The organism is Burkholderia sola (assembly GCF_905400185.1).
Classification (GTDB): Bacteria; Pseudomonadota; Gammaproteobacteria; order Burkholderiales; family Burkholderiaceae; genus Burkholderia; species Burkholderia sola.
This window is the reverse complement of the sequence record NZ_FR989675.1, coordinates 1490861-1506748: the sequence shown is the minus strand read 5'-3', so window position 1 is coordinate 1506748 and position 15888 is coordinate 1490861. Positions and strand designations below refer to the sequence as shown.

The following is a 15888-nucleotide window of genomic DNA, read 5'->3' as shown; positions in this document are numbered from 1 at the left end:
GACCGGCATCTGCCGATCGGGTCGTTTTTCGATTCACGCGATACCGTCGGTGGGGCGGCATCGCATCGTTCGTGCAACGATCAGAGCCGTTCTTCGACCCAGCCCTTCACGCCGGCCAGCGCGCCCGGCAGGTTCGCCGGCTCGGTGCCGCCCGCCTGCGCCATGTCCGGACGACCGCCGCCCTTGCCGCCGACCTGCTGCGCGACGAAGTTCACGAGCTCGCCGGCCTTGACCTTCTTGCTCGCGTCCGGCGTGACGCCCGCGATCAGGCTGACCTTGCCGCCTTCGACGGCCGCCAGCACGATCGCCGCGCGCTTCAGCTTGTCCTTCAGCTTGTCGACCGTTTCGCGCAGCGTCTTCGCGTCGGCGCCGTCGAGCGTCGCGGCCAGCACGTACACGCCGCCGACTTCGACGGCCTGCTGCGCGAGCTCGTCGCCCTGGCTCGATGCGAGCTTCGACTTCAGCGCGCCCAGCTCCTTCTCGAGCGATTTCACCTGCTCTTGCACCTGCGCGATGCGCTGCGTGAGTTCCGACGGCTGCGCCTTCAGCGCGGCCGCGGCTTCGTTCACGCGTGCGTCGAGCTCCTGCACGTAGCGCACCGCGTTGTCGCCGGTGATCGCCTCGACGCGGCGGATGCCGGCCGCGACGCCGCCTTCGACGACGATCTTGAACAGGCCGATGTCGCCGGTGCGGTGCACGTGCGTGCCGCCGCACAGTTCGCGCGAGAAGCCGAGATCGAGCACGCGCACTTCATCGCCGTACTTCTCGCCGAACAGCGCCATCGCGCCGCCCTTCACCGCTTCGTCGTACGGCATCACGCGCACGATGCCCGGCGCGTTCGCGAGGATTTCGTTGTTGACGATCTGCTCGACGCGACGGATTTCGTCGTCGGTCATCGGTGCGTTGTGCGCGAAGTCGAAACGGGTCTTTTCCGCGTCGACGAGCGAACCCTTCTGCTGCACGTGCGCGCCGAGCACCTCGCGCAGCGCCTTGTGCATCAGGTGGGTGGCCGAGTGGTTGCGCTGCGTGCGCGCGCGGCGATGCGCGTCGATTTCCGCGCGCAGCACGTCGCCCACCTTAAGCAGGCCCTGCTCCAGCGTGCCGTGATGGCCGATCACGTCGGCCTGCACCTTCAGCGTGTCGGCCACCGCGAAGCGCGTCGCGGCGTTCGCGAGCACGCCCTGGTCGCCGACCTGGCCGCCCGATTCCGCGTAGAACGGCGTGTGGTCGAGCACGACGACCGCATCCTGGCCAGCCTTCACTTCGTTGACGGCCGAGCCGTCGACGTACAGCGCGACGACCTTCGCGTCGTCGAACGCGATTTCCTCGTAACCGTGGAAGGTGGTCTTCGCGCCCGAGTATTCGAGGCCCTGCGTGGCCTTGAACTTGCCGGCCGCGCGCGCCTGCTCGCGCTGGCGCGCCATCGCGTCGTCGAAGGCCGGCTCGTCGACCGTCATCCCGCGCTCGCGGCACACGTCGGCCGTCAGGTCCAGCGGGAAGCCGTAGGTATCGTGCAGCTTGAACGCGAGCTCGCCGTCGAGCACCTTGCCGCCCTTCGCTTCGACATCCGCCAGCGCGGCTTCGAGGATCGACATCCCGTGCTCGATCGTCTCGAAGAAGCGCTCCTCTTCCTGGCGCAGCACGTCGGTCACGCGCTGCTCGGCTTCCTTCAGCTCCGGATAGGCGGTGCCCATCTCGGCGACGAGGTCGACCACCAGCTTGTGGAAGAACGCGCCCTTGCGGCCGAGCTTGTAGCCGTGGCGGATCGCGCGGCGCACGATCCGGCGCAGCACGTAGCCGCGGCCTTCGTTGCCGGGGATCACGCCGTCGACGATCAGGAACGAGCACGCGCGGATGTGATCGGCGATCACCTTCAGCGAGTTGTTCGTGAGGTCGCTGATCTCGGTCACGCGCGCGGCGGCCTTGATCAGGTTCTGGAACAGGTCGATCTCGTAGTTGCTGTGCACGTGCTGCAGCACCGCGGCGAGACGCTCGAGGCCCATGCCGGTGTCGACCGACTGCTTCGGCAGGCGCGTCATGTTGCCCTGCGCGTCGCGGTTGAACTGCATGAACACGAGGTTCCAGATCTCGATGTAGCGGTCGCCGTCTTCTTCAGGCGACCCCGGCGGGCCGCCCCATACGTCCGGGCCGTGGTCGTAGAAGATTTCGGTGCACGGGCCGCACGGGCCGGTGTCGCCCATCGTCCAGAAGTTGTCCGACGCGTAGCGCGCGCCCTTGTTGTCGCCGATCCGGATGATCCGCTCGGTCGGCACGCCGACTTCCTTCGCCCAGATGTCGTACGCCTCGTCGTCTTCCTGGTAGACGGTGACCCACAGCTTGTCCTTCGGCAGCTGGTAGACCGTGGTCAGCAGCTCCCACGCGAACTTGATCGCGTCGTGCTTGAAGTAGTCGCCGAACGAGAAGTTGCCGAGCATCTCGAAGAACGTGTGGTGGCGCGCCGTGTAGCCGACGTTCTCGAGGTCGTTGTGCTTGCCGCCCGCGCGCACGCTGCGCTGCGCCGTCGTGGCGCGCGAGTACGGGCGCGGGTCCGTGCCGAGGAAGACGTCCTTGAACTGGACCATGCCCGAGTTCGTGAACATCAGCGTGGGGTCGTTACCGGGCACGAGGCTCGACGAGCGGACGATCGTGTGGCCCTTCGATTCGAAGAATTTGAGGAATTTCTCGCGGATTTCGGCAGCTTTCATGGCGTGCGGGGACAGTCTGGCAAAGACGGCTTCAAACGCCGGCGCCCCAGGCGGGGCGCGCGGCGGCATGGATTCGGAAACGATCGATTATACGATACAGACCGCCCGCCCAAGCGGCAGCGGCCCGCTGCGACGGGCGACCGGCGTGGGCGACCGGCGTGGGCGACCGGCCTGGGCCACCCGCGCGGCCGATTCGCCTTAAGATGCTCGACATGCCAATCGGCCTTGCCGACAACGCAGGCCCGCCATGAAAGGAGACGATTCGACGATGGGTGCCCTGAGCCATATCCGCGTGCTGGACCTGACCCGCGTGCTCGCGGGCCCGTGGTGCGCGCAGACCCTCGCCGATTTCGGCGCGGACGTGATCAAGGTCGAGCGCCCGGGCGCCGGCGACGACACGCGCCACTGGGGGCCGCCGTACCTGAAGGACGCGGACGGCGCGGATACCGCCGAGGCCGCGTACTACCTCGCGGCGAACCGCAACAAACGCTCGGTGACGGTCGACATCGCGACGCCGGAAGGCCAGCAGATCGTGCGCGAGCTTGCCGCGCAAAGCGACGTCGTGCTCGAGAACTACAAGGTCGGGCAATTGAAGAAGTACGGGCTCGATTACGACTCGCTGCGGGCGGTGAAGCCCGATCTCGTCTACTGCTCGGTCACCGGCTTCGGCCAGACCGGGCCGTACGCGCATCGCGCGGGCTACGACTTCATCGTGCAGGGGATCGGCGGCTTCATGAGCATCACCGGCGAACGCGACGGCGAGCCGGGCGGCGGCCCGCAGAAGGCCGGCGTCGCGATCGCCGATCTCGCGACCGGCCTCTATTCGACGATCGCCGTGCTCGCCGCGCTCGCGCACCGCGACCGCACGGGCGAAGGCCAGTACATCGACATGGCGCTGCTCGACGTGCAGGTCGCGCTGCTCGCGAACATGAACACCAACTTCCTCGCGAGCGGCAAGCCGCCGGTGCGCTGGGGCAACGCGCACCCGAACATCGTGCCGTACCAGACGTTCCAGACGCGCGACGGCTGGATCATCGTGGCGGTCGGCAACGACGGGCAGTTCCGCAAGTTCGTCGAGGCCGGCGGCCAACCCGAGCTGGCCGACGACGAGCGCTTCGCGACGAACCCGTCGCGCGTGCGTCACCGCGATACGCTGGTGCCGATCCTCGCGGAGATGGTGAAGGCGCGCGACAAGGCCGACTGGATCGGCGCGCTCGAAGCGGCCGGCGTGCCGTGCGGGCCGATCAACGATCTCGACGAGGTATTCGACAACGAGCAGGTGGTCGCGCGCGGGATGCAGGTCTCGCTGCCGCATCCGTGCGGCGCGGACGTGAAGCTCGTGCGCAACCCGATCCGGATGAGCGCGACGCCGCCCGACGCGCGCACGGCCCCGCCGCTGCTCGGCGCGCAGACGGAAGACGTGTTGCGCGACATGCTCGGCTACGACGACGAGCGGATTGCCGCGTTGAAGGCGAAGCAGGCGATTTGACGCGGCGCAGCGGCGGGCCGGAACGGGGGGACCCCGGCCGGTCAGCGCCGGGCCAGCGTCTCGCAGCCGCCGGCCAGCGCCGCAAGCGCCGCGCGCGATGGCGAACGCACGACGGCCGCGTAACCACCGTGCCCGACCGACAGACTGTCGACGGTAACGGCGACCGCGTCCGAATCCGCCGCGGCCAGAAAGACGAGCGACAGCGGCGGCTCGGACGCGATGCGATCACGGATGTCCAGCCGCCCGATCTGCCGTGGAAATTCGCGCGCGAGGTCGGCCAGATCGACCTGTCGTTGCGCGACGATCGTCGAAAAGGACCCAAGATGCCCGGCCAGATCCGCCGACGCCATGCATTGCCGGGGGGCACGGCCGTCTGCATAAGTCACCTGCACGGCGAACCGCGCCGCGGGCTGTGAGCGCTGCGCGGCCAGCGTCAGCGCGGCGGTCGTATAGGTCAGCGACATCACCTCGTCGGGCAGCACGCCGAACAGCTCGGTGCCGGGATCGATCCGTATGCGGCTGTCGGTCCAGTCGGCGAGGCTGCGCCAGCCGAAACCGGCGAGCAGACCGACCAGCATCGCCAGACACGGGATCGCGAATCGCGTTGCCAATGCGCTCTTCACGATACCTGCACCACGGTTCCCATCGGAGCCCACTCGTACAGTCGTTTCGCATCGGCCTCGGCCAGACGTACGCAGCCGTGCGATCCGAACCAGTCGCTGACGGTATTGCGCGCCATTCTCACAAGCGACAGCGGCATCGGCCCGTGGTATTGATGAAGCGCTTTGCCGTCTCCCGTGAAGAACATCGCGTAATCCATTTGCACGTTATAGGCACGACTGCGATAGAACCGGTATTTCTGCATGATGCGAAAGGCACCACGATCGGTCGGATGCTCACTATCTCCAGTCACACAATCGAAGCGGAACACCCTCGCCGCCCCGTCAAACGCCTCCACGCTCTGACTCGAGAGGTGAACGACGATTCGTTTCGCCGCCGGCGATCTTATTCCACCGACCTGCTGATTCCGCCTTGCGCCGCTCGACATGGCCCGTCCTTCCGATCGAATTGAATAGACCGTCACTTTATCGGCCCGGCCGATCACGAAGTCATGGGGTTCGTCACACAATGCAGTCGGTTGCCTGTCGCGCCCAAGCCAATCGTACGGGCAGCAAGGCGCACGTACCGCCGCGACGCGTCGCATGAGATTCGCGCTTTGTTAAAAAAGGTGTCCGATTCGTTGAACCACGACCGGCGGTCAGTCCGTGGTCCCCAGCGCATCGAGCCAGCCGCGCGCTTGCGGCCAGTCGCCGAGCCCGCTGTCGGCGTTGATGTGGCCGCGCGGGCCGAGGTTATGGAACGTGCTGCCCCACGCGTTCGCGCAGCCGCGTGCGAACGCGATCGAACCGTACGGATCGTCGCTGCTCGCAACCACGCAGGTCGGAAACGGCAACCGCTCGTGCGGCACCGGGCCGAAGCCGTGCGCGTCAGCCGGAAACACGGGCCAGGCCGGATCGGGCAATGCGACGAGCAGCGCGCCGCGCACTTTCGCGAGCGCGGCCGGCCGCGCGTAGCGGGTCGCCCACCATGCGGTGGTCAGCGTACCGAGGCTGTGGCCGGCGATCAGCACGGGCCCGCGCGCGGCTTCGACCGCCCGGTCGAGCGCGCGACACCAGCCGTTGCGAAACGCGTGGTTCCAGTCCGGCATCGCAATCCGCACGAAACGCGGATCGGCGCGCTCCCAGCGGCTCTGCCAGTGAAGCGGGCCCGAATTGGCGTAGCCGGGCAAGACGAAAACGACGGGGTCGGTCATGGAAGGATTCGTCGACGAATGGAATCGTGTTGTAGCGTCGACGCAGTGTCGCACACCCGCCTCTCCCTGATGGTGCCTGTCAAAATCCGGGGGATGTGCGTGACCTTCGAGCGGTCGTGACGCACTCAGCCAGGCGTCACGACCAGGGGCCGGCGGTCGGGTACGCCCGCCGGCGTGAATCAGCGTACGCCGGCGCCGACCAGGCCGCCTGCCGCCGCGCCGGCGACCGTGCCGACCGGGCCGCCGGTGATCAGGTAGCCGAGCGCGCCACCCGCGGCCGCGCCGATACCGGCGTTACGCTGCGTATGCGTCATCGCGCAGGCGCCGAGTTGCGACAGGGCCGCGACGATCACCGCGGTACGAACGAGAAAAGTGGTCTTCTTCATCATGATTGTTGGCTTCCTCCCGCCTCGCAAAAATCGCGATTGGCGGCATTGAATCGGTGAAGCCATCATAGGAAAAGCCGAACGACGCCCGCAATCCGATTTACGTCGTGTTACAGCCGACACACACTCGATATATTGCGATACGCATCGCGAACCGACGGCGCCCGACCGGCAGCCCGCGCGGGACGGACCCCGGTCAGGTAGAATTACAGGATTAAACCGGCGCGACGCGCCGACACAACCCTGACGCCAACCGCATGAGCACCGAACGCAACGACGCCCCCGCGGCTTCCAATTTCATCCGCAACATCATCGACGACGACAACCGCACCGGCAAATGGGGCGGCCGCGTCGAGACGCGCTTCCCGCCCGAGCCGAACGGCTATCTGCACATCGGCCACGCGAAGAGCATCTGCCTGAACTTCAGCGTCGCGCGCGACTACGGCGGCGTGTGCCACCTGCGCTTCGACGACACGAACCCGGAAAAGGAAAGCGTCGAATACGTCGACTCGATCGTCGACGCGGTGCGCTGGCTCGGCTTCGACTGGCGCAAGGACGCGGTCGATCACCAGTATTTCGCGAGCGACTACTACGACAAGCTGTACGAGTTCGCCGAGTTGCTGATCCAGCGCGGCAAGGCGTACGTCGACAGCCAGAGCGCCGACGAAATGCGCGCGAATCGCGGCTCGCTGACCGAAGGCGGCAAGCCGTCGCCGTTCCGCGACCGCTCGCCCGAGGAAAACCTCGACCTGTTCCGCCGCATGAAGGCCGGCGAGTTCAAGGAAGGCGAGCACGTGCTGCGCGCGAAGATCGACATGGCGTCGCCGAACATGAACATGCGCGACCCGGTGATCTACCGGATCCGCTACGCGCACCACTACCGCACCGGCGACGCCTGGTGCGTGTATCCGATGTACGACTACACGCACTGCATCTCGGATGCGCTCGAAGGCATCACGCACTCGCTGTGCACGCTCGAATTCGAGGATCACCGCCCGCTGTACGACTGGGTGCTGAACGAACTCGCGGAAGCCAGCGTGTTCGCGCGTCCGCTGCCGCAACAGATCGAATTCTCGCGGCTGAATCTCACGTACGCGATCACCAGCAAGCGCAAGCTGCTGCAGCTCGTCACCGAAGGCCACGTCGACGGCTGGGACGACCCGCGGATGCCGACGATCGTCGGCGTGCGCCGCCGCGGCTTCACGCCGGAGAGCATCCACCTGTTCTGCGAGCGGATCGGCGTGACGAAGATCGATTCGTGGATCGACATGAGCATCTTCGAAGGCGCGCTGCGCGACGACCTCGACGACAAGGCCGCGCGCACGGTCGCGGTGCTCGATCCGCTGAAGCTCGTGATCGACAACTATCCGGAAGACCTCGAGGAAGCGTGCACGGCGCCCGTGCATCCGCACCATCCGGACCGCGGCGTGCGCACGTTCCCGATCTCGCGCGAGCTGTGGATCGAGCGCGAGGATTTCGTCGAGAATCCGCCGAAGGGCTATTTCCGGCTGTTCCCGGGCAACAAGGTGCGCCTGCGCTACGGCTACGTGATCGAATGCACGGGCTTCGACAAGGACGCCGACGGCAACGTGACGGCCGTGCACTGCAACTACTTCCCGGACAGCAAGTCGGGCACCGAAGGCGCGAACACGTACAAGGTCAAGGGCAACATCCACTGGGTCAGCGCGAAGCACGCGCAGCCGGCCGAAGTGCGGATCTACGACCGCCTGTTCAAGGAGCCGCACCCGGACGCGGGCGGCGCGAACTTCCTCGAGGCGCTGAACCCCGATTCGAAGAAGATCGTGCAGGCGTACGTCGAGCCGGGCAACGGCGATGTCGCGCCGGAAACGCGCCTGCAGTTCGAGCGCCACGGCTACTTTGTTGCAGACCGTGTCGATTCGAAGCCGGGCAAGCCGGTGTTCAACCGGATCGTCGGGCTGCGCGACAGCTGGGGCAAGCCGGCCTGACGGCCTGCTCCGCGCGGCGGCGGGCGGCTTCGCAAGTCGCCCCGCTGCCTGCCCATGAAAAAACCGGCTCGAGGGCCGGTTTTTTCATGGGCGTGCGCCGAAGGACGGCAGGCGTGGAAGCCGCGGCGCCCGTTCACGCACCCGACAATCGCCGATGCAACTCCACCAGCGACAGCTTCGTACGAAACAGCCGCGCGAGACTGCGGCTCGCATAGGTGTCGACGTCGCCCGGCACGGTCCAGCGGTACGCGTCCATCTCGGGAATCATCGAGCCGTCGCGACGGCTCGGAAACAGCGACGTACACGTGCACTGCGCGGGATCGATCTCGCCGTCGGCCACCTGCACCGCGAACAGGTGCAGATCCTTGTCGTGCCGGTACGCGAAGCGGCCCAGATCGAGCAAGCGCGCCGGCGCGAACTCGATGCCGGTTTCCTCGAGCAGTTCGCGCAGCGCGGCGTCGGCCGGCGTCTCGCCCGGCTCGCCCTGCCCCTTCGGGATGTCCCAGTGCGTGGTGTCCGTCGCGTGCGCGAGGAACACGCGGCCATCCGCATCGAGGATCACGACGCCGCACGACACCGTGCGCGGCGCGCCGCCCCGCTTCGTCACGTGCGTGCTCAGCGCTTCTGCAGCTGCCACTTGCCCGCGGCCGTCTTGCAGTAGACGGGCTTGAGCGTCATCGTCTGGCCCTTCGCGGTGATTTCGGTCGCGATTTCGCGGCAGGTCTTGCCGTCCGTGTCGGTCGTGCTTGGCGTGAGCTTCGCGTCGATCTGCGTGCCGCGGCCGCTGCTCTGCCATGTCGTGGTTTCGCCGTCCTTGCCTTCGTCGCGCGCCTGCACGACCGCCTTGGACAGCGACGCGCGATCGGTCTTGCTGAAATAGCTGATCGGCGTGTCGTTCAGGAAGTTCAGGTTGTTCTGTGCATGGGCGGGCAGCATCGCGGCTGCGCACGCGGCGCCGGCCAGCACGCGCGTGACGACGGAAAGGGATGCACGCATCGACATGTTTTTTCTCCTTGGATGTTCGATCGAACGGCGTGGCGCATGCCGGCGAACCGGGGGCCGGCCCTCCGGCGCGCGCCACGACCGTCAGCGAGCGAGCATAGCATGCGTGCTGCAGTGAACGCCTTCTACGGCTTGGCTAACGCGGCCGTTTGCTGATATCCGTCAGTCAGCGTGCCGAGGAACGCGATCACATCCTTGATCTCGGCCGCGTTCAGCGCCGGCGGGTCGCCGCGCTTGCGGTCGAACGGCGGCTCGCGGTTGATGTTCGGCCAGTAGCGCTTCGGCAAATCGTCGTAGATCTGCACCTTGCCGTGCACGACCGGGTAGAACTTCTCCGGATGGATGTCGCGCTCGACGTAGAAGCGCATCACGTCCTCGAGCGAGTGATAGACGCCGTTGTGGAAGAACGTCTTGCGCAGCGCGACGTTGCGCAGCGACGGCGTGCGGAACAGCCCGCAGAATTCGTCGCGCCCCTTCAGGTCGGTGCGTTCGGGGCCGCAGGCGCCGAGATCGTGGAAGCGCGGGTCGCGATTGACGGGCAGCGCGCGGTTGCGCGGCACCGCGATCGCGATCAGCCCGAAATCGCTGAACTGCGGCGGGCCGCCTTCGAGCGTGCGCTGGCTGATGTGACAGCTCGCACAGTTGCCCTTCTTCTCGTCGTTGAACAGCTGCAGCCCGTGCAGCTCCGCGGGCGTGAGCTGTGCGTGGCCGGCCAGATACGCGTCGTATTTGCTCGTGTACGGATCGAAGAGCGCCGGCTGCTGCTGGAATGCGTCGAGCGCGCGGAGCACCGCACCGAACGTCGCCTGGTCATCGCCGAGCACCGTTTCGCCGAACGCCTTGCGGAATGCATCGGCATACGGCGCGGCGCGAACCGCCTTCGCGACCCGTGCGGGCGAACTGCTCATCTCGAACGGCGACGTGAGCGGAATGCGCGCCTGCGCATCGCGCGTATCGACGCGACCGTCCCAGGTCAATCCGCCGGTCGGACCCGCGTCGATGCTTTCGTCCCCTTCGTCCGGCGAATCGTGGAAGTGCTCGCTGAACGGCGGGATGCCGCGCAGGTACTTCAGCGACGGCACCGCGCGAAAGCCGGTACGGTGCATGTCGTCGCCGCCGAGCTGCACCGACAGCGCGTTCGGCGGCCCGAACGCATGCTCGGCGCTGTGGCACGACGCGCAAGCGAGCTTGCCGGACCCGGACAGCGACGGATCGAAGAACAGCTGCTTGCCGAGCGCCGTCATCTGCTTCACGCCCTCGAACACCTGCGCGCGCGTCTGCGGCTGGCCGGCCGGCGCGACCGCCGGGCTGGCCGGCGCGGCCTGGGCCGCCGGTACGACGGACGCGGCCGATGCAGTCGTGCCGGGCTGCGCATCGCAACCGGCGAGCGCCGCGAGCGCGCCGGCCACCGCGAGCGTCGCCGCGGCAGGGATCAGCGATCGCGCGAACGCGAAGGATTTCAACAGGGTGTGCATTCGTTGTTCGGGTAGCGGTGGGCAATCGGCCGGAGCTTATGTCAGTTCCGTGACCGTTCAATGACGTTCCACCGACAGTCAATTGAAAGCGCCCCTACACCCGGCTGTCAAATCGGTTCCAGATAATGCGCGCAGCCGGGCGGTACCGCGAGGTTCGTGCGCCGGCCCTTCCGCCACCCGGTTCCCACACGCGACCAACGACGAATGAGAGAGAACATCGCATGAAGAAGCACGCCTGGATTCGCTACACGCCGATCGCCCTCGCGGCCGCGCTCAGCCTGACCGCCTGCGGCGGCGACGACGTTACGCAACAGGGCCTGTCGGCCGTCAAGAACGTCGTCGTGATCTACGCGGAAAACCGCAGCTTCGACAACCTGTACGGCAACTTCCCGGGCGCGAACGGTCTGCAGAACGCGACGGCCGCGAACTCGGTGCAGAAGGACCGCGACGGCTCGACGATGGCGACGCTGCCGAAGATCTGGGGCGGCCTGACCGCGACCGGCATCACGCCGGCGGTGACCGAGGCGATGACGGCGAACCTGCCGAACGCGCCGTTCGCGATCGACGATCCGAAAGGCTTCAACCAGTCGATGAGCATCGCGACGCGCGACATCGTGCACCGCTTCTACCAGGACCAGATGCAGATCAACGGCGGCAAGAACGACATGTACGCCGCATGGACCGATGCCGGCGGCCTGACGATGGGCCATTACACGGCCGATCCGTCGAAGCTGCCGCTGTGGAAGATCGCGCAGCAGTACGTGCTCGCCGACAACTTCTTCATGGGCGCGTTCGGCGGTTCGTTCCTGAACCACCAGTACCTGGTCTGCGCGTGCGCGCCGTACTACCCGAACGCCGACAAGAGCCCGGCGGCCGGCAAGATCGCAGTCCTGAACGCCGACGGCAAGTCGCTGAAGGTCGCGACGAACTCGCCGGCCTCCGCGCTGAGCGGCCCGCCGAAGTTCGTCAACGACGGCGCGCTGACGCCCGACTTCTACGGCATCAACACGATGCAGCCGGCGTATCAGCCGAGCGGCAACAAGGCGGCCGCGGGCGGCGACCCGCTGCTCGCAGACCCGGCCAATCCGTCGACGATGCCGCCGCAGACGGCGACCAACATCGGCGACCTGATGACCAACGCGGGCGTGTCGTGGGCGTGGTATTCCGGCGCGTGGGGCCAGGCGCTGCAGGCGAGCCAGAACGGCACGTCGAACGTGATCTACGGCGCCGACCTGTCGACGCCGAACTTCCAGCCGCACCACCAGCCGTTCAATTACTTCGCGAACCAGGCGCCGGGCACCGCGAGCCGTGCGCAGCACCTGCTCGACGGCGGCGCGAACGGCGCCGAGTTCATCAAGGCGATCGATGCGGGCGCGTTGCCGCAGGTCACGTTCTACAAGCCGCAAGGCAACCTGAACGAGCACCCGGGCTACACGGACGTCACGTCCGGCGATCAGCACATCGCCGACGTGATCGCGCACCTGCAGGCCAGCCCGCAATGGAAGAACATGGTCGTGGTCGTCACGTACGACGAAAACGGCGGCTTCTGGGATCATGCGACGCCGCCGAATGCCGATCGCTGGGGCCCGGGCACCCGCATTCCGGCGCTGATCGTGTCGCCGTATGCGAAGAAGGGCTTCGTCGACCACACGCAGTACGACACGGGCTCGATCCTGCGCTTCATCACGCGCCGCTTCTCGCTGCCGCGCCTCGCGGGCCTGCAGCAGCGCGACGACGCGCTGAAGGCGAACGGCGCGCAGCCGATGGGCGACCTGACGAACGCGCTCGCGCTGTCGCCGAACCTGTAACGGCATCGCCGTCACCGCGAACGGGCCGGCCCATGCTACCGGCCCGGACGAACGAAGGGTAGCCCCGCAGTTCACGGGGCTGCCCTTTTTCATGCCGCGTGCGGGTGGCCGCGCGCCGCCGTCACCAGCCGTACTTCAGATCGACGCCGACGTAATCGGCGTTGTGCCCGCCCGCCTGCCGGATCGCGTCGCCGACCTGGAAGTGCACGGCCTCCACCGCGCCGATCAGGTTCGCGGCGATCGTCCAGTCCGCGCGCAACTGCACGTACATCCCCGTCCACAACCCGCCCTTGCCCGCCGTGCCCGGCACCGGGATGTTCGGCTGCTGATAGACGGCGTCGCCGGTCGTCTCGCGCCACTGGAAGCCCAGCGCGCCGAGCAGCGACAGGTTCGCCGACGGTTTCAGCGTCACGGACGGCTTCACGTGAATCAGGTTCGCGTAGCTCGTATAGCCGGCCAGCGTGAAGTAATAGCCGTTCGGAAACAGCGGATTGAAGGTGCCGACGCGGCCGTCGTGCGGATGCCGGTCGCCCGACGCCGCGTCGACCTGCAGCGCGATGCGTGGCGACCACGGCGCGTCGAGCCTGTAGCCGGCGATCGAACCGACGGCCCACGCGCCGATCGTGGCGTTGCCGACCGTGCCGGTCTGAAGCATCGTCTCGAGATCCCAGTCGAAGCGCCCGTGCGTGCCCGTGTAGCGGACGTCCCATACGTCGCGATGCTCGGGGCCGCTCGCATCTAGGAAACGCGCGCTGCTGCGGTTGTAGCGCGACCAGTAGCCGGACAGGTCGCCCGGCCCGACCGACTGTCGCTCGAAGCGCACGCCGCTGAACGTGAGGTCGCGATTCGACACGTCGTCGAAATCGGACGCGTCGCGGTTCTGCACCGGCTGCGTCGCATAGCCGATGAAGCGCCACTTGCCGTATTCGTAATCGGCCCACACCGCATCGAACGCCAGCCGCACGTTCGGGCCGTCGCGCGCGGCGATGAAGCGCTGCAAATCGAACGCCATCTCCTGCCGACCGACGCGGAACTTGACCGTGCCACCGCCGAGCGCGCCCGTGTAGGTCGCGAACGCCTGTTCGAGATCGAGCGGGTTCTTGTCGACCGGCGACACCGTGTTCTTGCCGAACGCGCGTGCGTCCTGCAATTGCGCGAAGAACTGCCAATGCGGGCCGAGATGCGCATCGGCGTGCACTTCGACGCGCTGGATCACGTACGTATCCGATTGCGCGGCGCCGATGCCGAACAGCGGCGCGTCGTTGGTCTCGAGCCGCTCGCGCAGGTTCACGCCGAGCGACAGATAGGACCGCGGATCGTGGCCGAGCGGGATGTATTTGAGCCCGTCGAGCGGCTCGTGCGGCACGCAGGGACTCGCGAGCACCGACCAGTCTTCCTGCCAACGGTTGAACAGGACGGTCGGGCGTTTGGCGGTGCACGTCGATGCGGCGGTCGCCGTGGACGTCGAGGCCGGCGCCGGTTCTTGCGTCGAAGTCGAGGTCGACGCAGCCGCCGTTTCCGCGAACGCCGCGTTGGCGCCCGCGCACAGCAGGCCCGCGACAATCGACGCGCGCGCGGCCCGCTCGAAGCGGCGGCCGTGGCGTCGCCTGCGCCGCTCGATCATGCACGCTCCTGCGTCGGGGTACCGGCCGCTTGCGCGGCGCACAGCGCAAGCGTCGCGAGCGCGCCGACGGGCGCCAGCAGCGCCAGGAACCCGACGTAGCGGAACCCGAGCGCACCGCCCGCCGCGCCGAGCGCGAACGCGACGATCGCCGGCAGCATCTTCGCGAAGCGTGCGCGTGCGGTGGCGCGCACGCTGTCCGCCGTGCCGGGCGACAGCATGTCGACGGCATCGAGAATCGCCTGCGTGACGTTGCCGGTCATCACCGTGTTCGGCACGCCGCCCGTGCGCGCGATCACGCGCGGATGCGCGTTCTGCACGCCCATCGCGAACGTGCCGACGATGCCGGCCACGAGCGCCGCCACGCTGTCGGGCTGCGTGACGGGCGTCGCCCACACGCCGGCCGCGCAGAAGCCGAGCAGCAGCACGGCCTGCACCGTGTGCAGCACGCGCGTGCCCTGCCACGCGGGCCGCGCGGCCATCGACCGCGCGATCAGGCTGCTCGCGATCACGCCGCATACGAACGCCGGAAACACGCTGAGCTTCAGTATGACGCCCTGCCCGAAGCCCGCGAGGCCCGCGCCGATCAGCACGAAGTTGCCGGTCACGTGCGCGGTGAACAGCCCGAACAGCGCGACGAAGCTCAGCGTGTCGACGAAGCCGGCCACCGCGGCGAGAATCGTGTCCTCGTGCTTCATCGCGCTACGCTCGCGTGGATTTCGGCGACGTAGCCGCCCGGGAACTGCACGAGCGCCGCGTCGCGGCCGTCCGACTTGAACGGCGGCACGAGGACCGTCACGCCCGCGCCTTCGGCCTGCTTCAGCGTCGCCGCGAGATCGGCGACTTCGTAGCCGGTCATTTCGCGCCCGAACGGGTAAGGCAGATGGCCGTCGGTCACCAGCACGGTCATCTTGCCGAAGCCGGATTCGATGCGAATCCGGCGGTAGGTATCGTCCGGCCGGCCGATCTCGATGCCCGGCGCCTTCAGGTTGTCGGACACCACCTTGCCTTTCGAGAACTTGACGAAGTCGTGCACGAATTTGCGGACGCTTTGCGGCGACACGTACACGCGGTTTTCGGGGCCGGTCTGCAGCGCGTCGTAATTCGGCGCCTGCGTGTGCCAGTACAGCTGCATGTTCACGCCGCCCGCCCACGTGACGATCGCGTCGCGACCGATCGGATCGGGGAACGTGTCGACGATCACATCGGCACCGTGCTCGCGTGCGGACTTCACGGCGACGTCCATGTCGGTCACGAGATAGCCGGTGCGTTCCTCGCAGAACGGATACGGGATCGGCGTCTTGAAGCCGAACACCGAAATCGTGCCGACCGGCGTCAGCACGAGTTGCGACATCGTCTGGCTCGGCGTCGGCGTGACCTGGAACACGCCCTGCTTCGACTTCTTGCCGCCGAACGTCGCGACGAAGCTGTCGGTGAAGCGATCGAAGTCTTCGGGTGCGACGCACACGTGCGTCGTGTCGTACTGCGGACCGACCGCCACCGTCGGCACGACCGCGGGCGGCGCCGGCGGTTTCGCGAACGTCACGGGGGTGACGGCCAGGCCGCCCGCGAGCATCGCGGCGAGCAGCACGGAACGAACGGATTTCATCACAGGGTTTCCT

The 15888-nt window shown here is 67.5% G+C and carries 14 protein-coding genes; 3 read left to right on the top strand and 11 right to left on the bottom strand.

Annotated elements, in window-relative coordinates; translation table 11 throughout:
• Positions 1-80: 80 nt before the first annotated feature.
• Entirely contained in the window at positions 81-2705 is a 2625-nt protein-coding gene (gene alaS / locus KR541_RS06970; protein WP_089488356.1) for an alanine--tRNA ligase, read from the bottom strand.
• Positions 2706-2973: 268 nt separating this feature from the next.
• Between alaS and KR541_RS06965 the strand changes: the two genes are divergently transcribed.
• A complete protein-coding gene (locus tag KR541_RS06965; protein WP_050017604.1) occupies positions 2974-4194 on the top strand; it encodes a CaiB/BaiF CoA transferase family protein in 1221 nt (406 codons plus the stop codon).
• A 41-nt stretch (positions 4195-4235) separates the two neighbouring features.
• Here the strand turns inward: KR541_RS06965 and KR541_RS06960 are convergent, their stop codons facing one another.
• From KR541_RS06960 to KR541_RS06945, 4 genes are all read right to left on the bottom strand, one after another.
• Positions 4236-4805, bottom strand: a complete 570-nt coding sequence (locus KR541_RS06960) for a hypothetical protein (protein WP_235356307.1) — start codon at positions 4803-4805, stop codon at positions 4236-4238.
• An 8-nt stretch (positions 4806-4813) separates the two neighbouring features.
• Positions 4814-5398: a L,D-transpeptidase gene (locus KR541_RS06955; RefSeq protein ID WP_235356308.1), complete on the bottom strand. Its 585-nt coding sequence runs from the start codon at positions 5396-5398 to the stop codon at positions 4814-4816.
• A 54-nt stretch (positions 5399-5452) separates the two neighbouring features.
• Positions 5453-6007 (bottom strand): RBBP9/YdeN family alpha/beta hydrolase, encoded by a 555-nt coding sequence (locus KR541_RS06950; RefSeq protein WP_216089467.1) that lies wholly within the window; start codon positions 6005-6007, stop codon positions 5453-5455.
• Positions 6008-6186: 179 nt separating this feature from the next.
• Positions 6187-6396, bottom strand: coding sequence for an ornithine acetyltransferase (locus KR541_RS06945; protein WP_006497729.1), 210 nt, complete (start codon positions 6394-6396; stop codon positions 6187-6189).
• Positions 6397-6650: 254 nt separating this feature from the next.
• On the opposite strand from KR541_RS06945, the gene KR541_RS06940 reads away from it, so the two are divergent.
• Positions 6651-8360: a glutamine--tRNA ligase/YqeY domain fusion protein gene (locus tag KR541_RS06940; protein ID WP_216089466.1), complete on the top strand. Its 1710-nt coding sequence runs from the start codon at positions 6651-6653 to the stop codon at positions 8358-8360.
• Between the two features lie 133 nt (positions 8361-8493).
• Here the strand turns inward: KR541_RS06940 and KR541_RS06935 are convergent, their stop codons facing one another.
• The 3 genes from KR541_RS06935 to KR541_RS06925 form a co-directional block, all read right to left on the bottom strand.
• Positions 8494-8967 (bottom strand): NUDIX hydrolase, encoded by a 474-nt coding sequence (locus KR541_RS06935; RefSeq protein ID WP_204383858.1) that lies wholly within the window; start codon positions 8965-8967, stop codon positions 8494-8496.
• Positions 8968-8975: 8 nt separating this feature from the next.
• On the bottom strand, positions 8976-9362 hold the full coding sequence (locus tag KR541_RS06930; RefSeq protein WP_050017609.1) for a hypothetical protein: 387 nt from the start codon (positions 9360-9362) through the stop codon (positions 8976-8978).
• Positions 9363-9487: 125 nt separating this feature from the next.
• On the bottom strand, positions 9488-10837 hold the full coding sequence (locus KR541_RS06925) for a cytochrome-c peroxidase (protein ID WP_050017610.1): 1350 nt from the start codon (positions 10835-10837) through the stop codon (positions 9488-9490).
• A gap of 221 nt (positions 10838-11058) precedes the next feature.
• On the opposite strand from KR541_RS06925, the gene KR541_RS06920 reads away from it, so the two are divergent.
• Positions 11059-12645 (top strand): acid phosphatase, encoded by a 1587-nt coding sequence (locus KR541_RS06920; RefSeq protein WP_050017611.1) that lies wholly within the window; start codon positions 11059-11061, stop codon positions 12643-12645.
• A 121-nt stretch (positions 12646-12766) separates the two neighbouring features.
• On the opposite strand, the gene KR541_RS06915 is transcribed toward KR541_RS06920, so the two are convergent.
• From KR541_RS06915 to KR541_RS06905, 3 genes are read right to left on the bottom strand one after another with little or no spacing between them, the layout of a single operon-like run.
• Positions 12767-14269 (bottom strand): alginate export family protein, encoded by a 1503-nt coding sequence (locus tag KR541_RS06915; protein WP_050017612.1) that lies wholly within the window; start codon positions 14267-14269, stop codon positions 12767-12769.
• Positions 14266-14964 carry a YoaK family protein gene (locus KR541_RS06910; RefSeq protein ID WP_050017613.1) on the bottom strand — a complete coding sequence of 233 codons (699 nt, stop codon included), beginning with the start codon at positions 14962-14964 and terminating at the stop codon, positions 14266-14268. Before KR541_RS06910 ends, KR541_RS06915 begins: the two co-directional genes overlap by 4 nt.
• Positions 14961-15875: a VOC family protein gene (locus KR541_RS06905; RefSeq protein WP_216089465.1), complete on the bottom strand. Its 915-nt coding sequence runs from the start codon at positions 15873-15875 to the stop codon at positions 14961-14963. The genes KR541_RS06910 and KR541_RS06905 overlap by 4 nt, the downstream gene beginning before the upstream one ends.
• Positions 15876-15888: the final 13 nt, after the last annotated feature.